The sequence below is a fragment of the uncultured Cetobacterium sp. genome, assembly GCF_947038635.1.
Taxonomy (GTDB): Bacteria; Fusobacteriota; Fusobacteriia; order Fusobacteriales; family Fusobacteriaceae; genus Cetobacterium_A.
Genome location: NZ_CAMQXC010000139.1, coordinates 1 through 5,457, shown reverse-complemented (window position 1 = coordinate 5,457; position 5,457 = coordinate 1). Strand labels below are relative to the sequence as shown.

Annotated in this window: 4 protein-coding genes; all 4 read left to right on the top strand. The window is 27.0% G+C overall.

The features are described 5' to 3' along the window. Nucleotides 1-2,151, top strand: a 2,151-nt coding sequence (locus Q0V08_RS10430; protein ID WP_297434550.1) for an ATP-dependent DNA helicase, incomplete at its 5' end; no start/stop codon positions are given. 14 nt (nucleotides 2,152-2,165) lie between these two features. Further along, entirely contained in the window at nucleotides 2,166-4,235 is a 2,070-nt protein-coding gene (locus Q0V08_RS10425) for an HDIG domain-containing metalloprotein (RefSeq protein ID WP_297434548.1), read from the top strand. Nucleotides 4,236-4,246: 11 nt separating this feature from the next. Next, on the top strand, nucleotides 4,247-4,711 hold the full coding sequence (gene ybeY, locus Q0V08_RS10420) for an rRNA maturation RNase YbeY (RefSeq protein ID WP_240218731.1): 465 nt from the start codon (nucleotides 4,247-4,249) through the stop codon (nucleotides 4,709-4,711). A 10-nt stretch (nucleotides 4,712-4,721) separates the two neighbouring features. After that, nucleotides 4,722-5,435 carry a diacylglycerol kinase gene (locus Q0V08_RS10415; protein ID WP_297434546.1) on the top strand — a complete coding sequence of 238 codons (714 nt, stop codon included), beginning with the start codon at nucleotides 4,722-4,724 and terminating at the stop codon, nucleotides 5,433-5,435. The last annotated feature ends 22 nt before the right edge of the window (nucleotides 5,436-5,457 follow it).

The following is a 5,457-nucleotide window of genomic DNA, read 5'->3' as shown; positions in this document are numbered from 1 at the left end:
GATATATATATTATAGTTGAGTTAATTCAAAAGAAAAATATAAAGATAGATATAAAACCATATTTTGAAAAAAAAGGTCTTTTAGCAAATGTTTTTAAAGAGTTTGAATATAGAAATGAGCAATTAGAAATGGCTGAAGTTATTGAAAATGGATTAAATACAGAGACAAAAGTAATTGTGGAAGCAGGGACAGGAACAGGGAAAACACTAGGTTATTTAATACCTGCTATAGAGTGGAGCATAAAAAATAAAAAAAGAGTCGTGATAAGTACAAATACAATAAATTTACAAGAACAACTTTTAAATAAAGATATTCCAATAGCTAAAAAAGTTATACAAGGTGATTTTAATTATGTTTTAGTTAAAGGAAGAGGAAACTATTTATGCAATAGAAAATTGCACAATGTAGCAACTGGAGACATCGTTGATTTTGAGGAGTATAGTCAAAGTCAAAAATCTCAATTTAAAGAGGTTTTAAAATGGGGTGGAAAAACTGAAACTGGAGACAAGGCAGAACTTCCATTTGAAGTGGATTATTCAATTTGGGAACATTTCCAGAGTGAAAGTGATATGTGTGCAGGAAACAAATGTGCATTTAAATCAGAATGTTATTTTTTAAAAGCAAGAGATGAAAAGAAGAAAGCAGATATATTAATAACGAATCATCATATGTATTTTTCTGATTTAGCAATAAGAAAAGAAATTGGATTTAATACAGAATATTCAATTTTACCAGAATATGAATTAGCAGTATTTGATGAAGCACACAATGTAGAAAAAGTAGCAAGAGATTATTTTTCTTATGAAATTTCTAAATATGGTTTCACTAAAACTATGAATCAGATATATACAATGGAAAAATCTAAAAAAAGAGGAACAGGAAGTTTAGATGTTTTTATAAACTATTTGAAAAGTTGTGATTATGATGGAAAAAAAGGAATTGAATCAGATTTAGAGAATGATATTAAATTAAGACATCGTAATCTATTTAATTCAGGTAGAGCATATTTTAATTTTATAATTGAAATTTTTTCTAAAGGACAAATGAGTAGTATAACTTATAGATTAAAAAAGAATGAATTTGAGAAAGCTGTCTTTTATAATCAATTAGATAATTTAAAAGATGAGTTTATTGTTGATTTATCATCTTACTTGAAAAAAGTTAGAACAATTTTAGGAAAAATTAAAGATATAGAGGATAAAGAGGGATATATAAGTGATTTTTCTAGATATATAGATAGATTAGATGGATTTTTTGAAAATTTAAAATTTATAAATTCATTAGATGATGATAAATTTATATATTGGGCAGAAGTAAACGGTAAAAAAAGTAATTCGAAATTAGTTGCAACGCCTTTGAAAATAGATGGGGAGCTAGATAAAAATTTATATGCAAATTTAAAGCAGATGATTTTTACATCTGCAACAATAGCAATAGGAAATGATTTTTCTTATTTTAAAGAAAGTATAGGTTTAAAAGAAAAAACTTTGGAGAAAGTTATTCACTCACCATTTGATTATAATAATCAAATGACTGTGTATTTACCAAAAGACCTATTGAATCCAAGTGATCCGAAATTTATTGATAGTATTAAAGATTTCTTAAAAAATTTAATATTGAAAACTTCAGGAAAATGTTTTATACTATTTACTTCATATAGTACTTTAAACTATATGTATTATATGATAAAAGATGAGTTAGAAAGTGCTGGATTAAATCTTTTGATTCAAGGACAAGCACCTAGAACTCAGCTTGTAAATTTATATAAAAATATAAAAAATCCTGTTTTGTTTGGAACAGATTCTTTTTGGGAAGGTGTAGACATAAAAGGAGAACAGTTAAGTTCCGTGGTTTTAATAAAATTGCCATTTAAAGTTCCAAGTGATCCTGTAACAGAAGCAATAATTGAAAATATAACACAACAAAATAAAAATGCATTTGTAGAGTATCAAATTCCAGAGTCTGTAATTAAATTTAAACAAGGAATTGGAAGATTAATTAGAAGTAAAAGTGATAAAGGAATTGTTACAATATTAGATAATAGAGTAATAACAAAAAGTTATGGAAAATATTTTAAAGAAGCTATCCCTACTAAAAATATAAAAATACTGAGTAAAGAAGAGATTTTAAAAGATATTTCTAAAACCTAAAAGGAGTAACTAATATGAAAAAAATTGAGCTATTTGGTCTAAGTTTAACTTTTAAGATTAATAGGAAAAACGCAGACGATGCTGAATTATATACTAAGGATCATCATTTAAAAGAAAAGATTTTTTATTTAATTTTAATGATAATGCTAATAGTTATTAGTTCAAAAAGTGGCTATATAGTAAATCGACAAAAATATGATGTGGGTGACGTAGCAATAAATGATATCTACTCGCCTAAAAGTATTCTTTTTAATGATAGAGACAAAAAACAAGATATTATAAAAAATCTTATGGAAAATTCTAAAAAAGAGTATATATATGTGCCACAAGCGGGGACTGTTTATATATCAGGAGCTGAGTATCTTTTTGATGAAATATTAAAGAAAAATTTCAAGAAAAATAAGTTATATCTAGATAGAGTTGAAGATATAATTGGAAAACAATTACCACCTAAATTAATAACAGAATTAACGCAATTAAATAAAAAAGAGTTGCTAGAAACAAAAGAAAGAGTTATTGGATTTTTAACAAAAGCGTATGCAACAGGTATTATAAGAGAGAAAGGAAGTTTAACAATATCCCCTCCTAATGATGAGTTGTTTTTAGAGCTGCCAGAATTTGATAAAAAAATTGTTGAAAATTTTTTAACAGCAAATTATATATATGATGAAACTAAAACTAAGAACTCTATTGCTGAAAAAATTTCACAAATAGATGACCAAATTTTAGATATAAAAGCAGGAACTTTACTTGTCAAAAAAGGAGATATTATAACTGATAGTAGAGCAAAGCTTTTAGAAGCTGTTGGAATCTATTCTTATAAAAAAAGTTTAGGTTTTTCATTGGCAAACTTTTTATATACGATTATTTTAACGGTTATATTTTATCCATTGTTAGCTAATAAATTCAAAAAAAAAATATTAAATAAGAGTATATACAGAAGTTTATTTTTGATATATACAATAGGATTTTTAGCATATAGATTTACAAAACCAGACCATTTATATTTTGTTCCTTTTGAAACAATGTATTTTTTAATGGCAATACTTTTTGCTAAAGATTTTGCTTTTTTAGCAACACTAATGGCGATTACATTTTTATTTCCAATTGTAGGATATGATCCTATATTTATCATTATAACTTTTTTAGTTTGTTTAATGGGATCTTATTTAATAGAGAGAGTTACTACAAGACAGGAGTTAATTGCTTTAGGAATGAAATTGGCAGTGACAAAATTCTTCTTATACCTATTATTAACTTATTTTATAGGAAGAGAACAAAATTTAATTGTATTACAAAGTGGAGAGATTGTTGTTTCAGGATTACTTTCAGGAATGTTAGCAATAGCTGTCTTGCCATATTTTGAAAGAACATTTAATATTTTAACAACATTTAGACTTTTAGAGTTAGGAGATTTATCTCATCCATTACTTAAACTTTTATCTATGAAAGCGCCAGGAACATTTCATCATTCAATGATGGTAGCAACTTTATCAGAAGCGGCAGCAGAAGCAATAGGAGCAAATGCTATTTTTGCAAGAGTAGCATCATATTATCATGATATAGGAAAGATGAAAAGACCTAAATTTTATGTAGAGAACCAAGAGGGAGGAGAAAATCCTCACTCAAAAATATCTCCATTTTTAAGTACCTTGATAATAACATCTCATACTAAAGATGGAAATGAATTGGGAAGAGAATATAAAATTCCAAGAGAGATTAGAGATGTTATGTTTGAGCATCAAGGGACAACAATGTTAGCATATTTTTATAATAAGGCAAAGCAATTGGATCCAACTGTTATAGAAGAAGATTTTAAATATGGAGGACCAATTCCAAGAAGTAAGGAATCAGCTATAATTATGCTAGCAGATTCAATAGAGGCGGCTGTAAGATCATTAGATGAAAAAACACCAATAACTATTGAAAATATGTTAAGGAAAATTATTAATTCTAAAATAGAAGACAATCAATTATCTGAAGCAGCATTAACGTTTAAAGAGATAGAAATAATTATTAAAACATTTACAAAAGTTTTAATGAGTATTCATCATGTTAGAATAAAATATCCAGGACAAAAATAAAAGGAGTTATTATGGAAGTAGTATTAGATTTTTCTCTAGAAATAGAGGGATATAACGAATTTATAAATGAAGAAGAAGTGAAAGAATATATATGTGAAGTTTTAAATGATGAATTTGAATCTGAAAAACCAGTTTATATGTCGGTAGCTTTAGTTGGAAATGAAGAGATCCAAAGAATAAATAGAGACTTTAGAGATAAAGATAGACCTACAGATGTAATATCTTTTGCATATCATGAAACAGAAGACTACATGATTGGACCATATGACACACTAGGAGATATAATAATATCATTAGAAAGAGTTGAAGAGCAGTGTAATGAATATAATCATTCATTTAGAAGAGAGTTTTTTTATGTTCTAACTCACGGAATGTTGCATCTTTTAGGATATGATCATATAGAAGAAGAAGACAAAAAAGAGATGAGAGCTAGAGAAGAAGAGATTTTAGGAAAATTTGGTCATACGAGAGATTAAGGAGGGGCAGATGAAAAATAAGGGAAGTAAACAAGATGTAACACAAAGCTTTAATGTAGCAATAGAAGGAATAATAGAAACTATTAGAACAGAAAGAAATATGAAATTTCATGCATTTTGTACAATATTAGTTTTGATGATTTCAATTTTTCTAGGTGTTAGTAGAATGGAATTAATTGTGTTATCCATTAGTATGTCCCTTGTTTTATCAGCAGAACTTTTAAATACTGCTATAGAGAGCTTTGTAGATTTAGTTTCGCCAGAGTATAATATTTTGGCTAAGAGAGCTAAAGATGTTGGAGCAGGAGCTGTTTTTATAGCAGCAAGTAACGCTTTAATAGTTGGATATTTAGTATTTCATAAAAGAATAGCAGGTGAGTTTGATAATTTTTTTGATTTATTAAAAGAATCTTATGCAAATGTAATAATATTTATAATAATATTTATAGTGGTATTGGTAATAGCAATTAAAAGTATTTTTAAAAAAGGAACTCCTTTAAGAGGAGGGATTCCTAGTGGACATAGCGCTCTTGGTGGAGCGCTTTTCATGGGAATATTTTTTTTAACACACGATGTTAGAGTATTTTATCTTTCTTTATTTCTTTTAATTTTAGTTCTCCAATCAAGAGTAGAAGGTAAAATACATACTGTTTTAGAAACCGTAATAGGTGCCGCAATAGGAATGGGTGTTACATATCTTTTTCTATCTCTATTAAAAGTTTAAAATATTAGGAGGTATATAATGC

Bases quoted from the DNA above. Each gene is read 5' to 3' on its own strand.
- Q0V08_RS10415 (WP_297434546.1), top strand. From the start codon at position 4,722: ATGAAAAATAAGGGAAGTAAACAAGATGTAACACAAAGCTTTAATGTA.
- Q0V08_RS10425 (WP_297434548.1), top strand. From the start codon at position 2,166: ATGAAAAAAATTGAGCTATTTGGTCTAAGTTTAACTTTTAAGATTAAT.
- ybeY (WP_240218731.1), top strand. From the start codon at position 4,247: ATGGAAGTAGTATTAGATTTTTCTCTAGAAATAGAGGGATATAACGAA.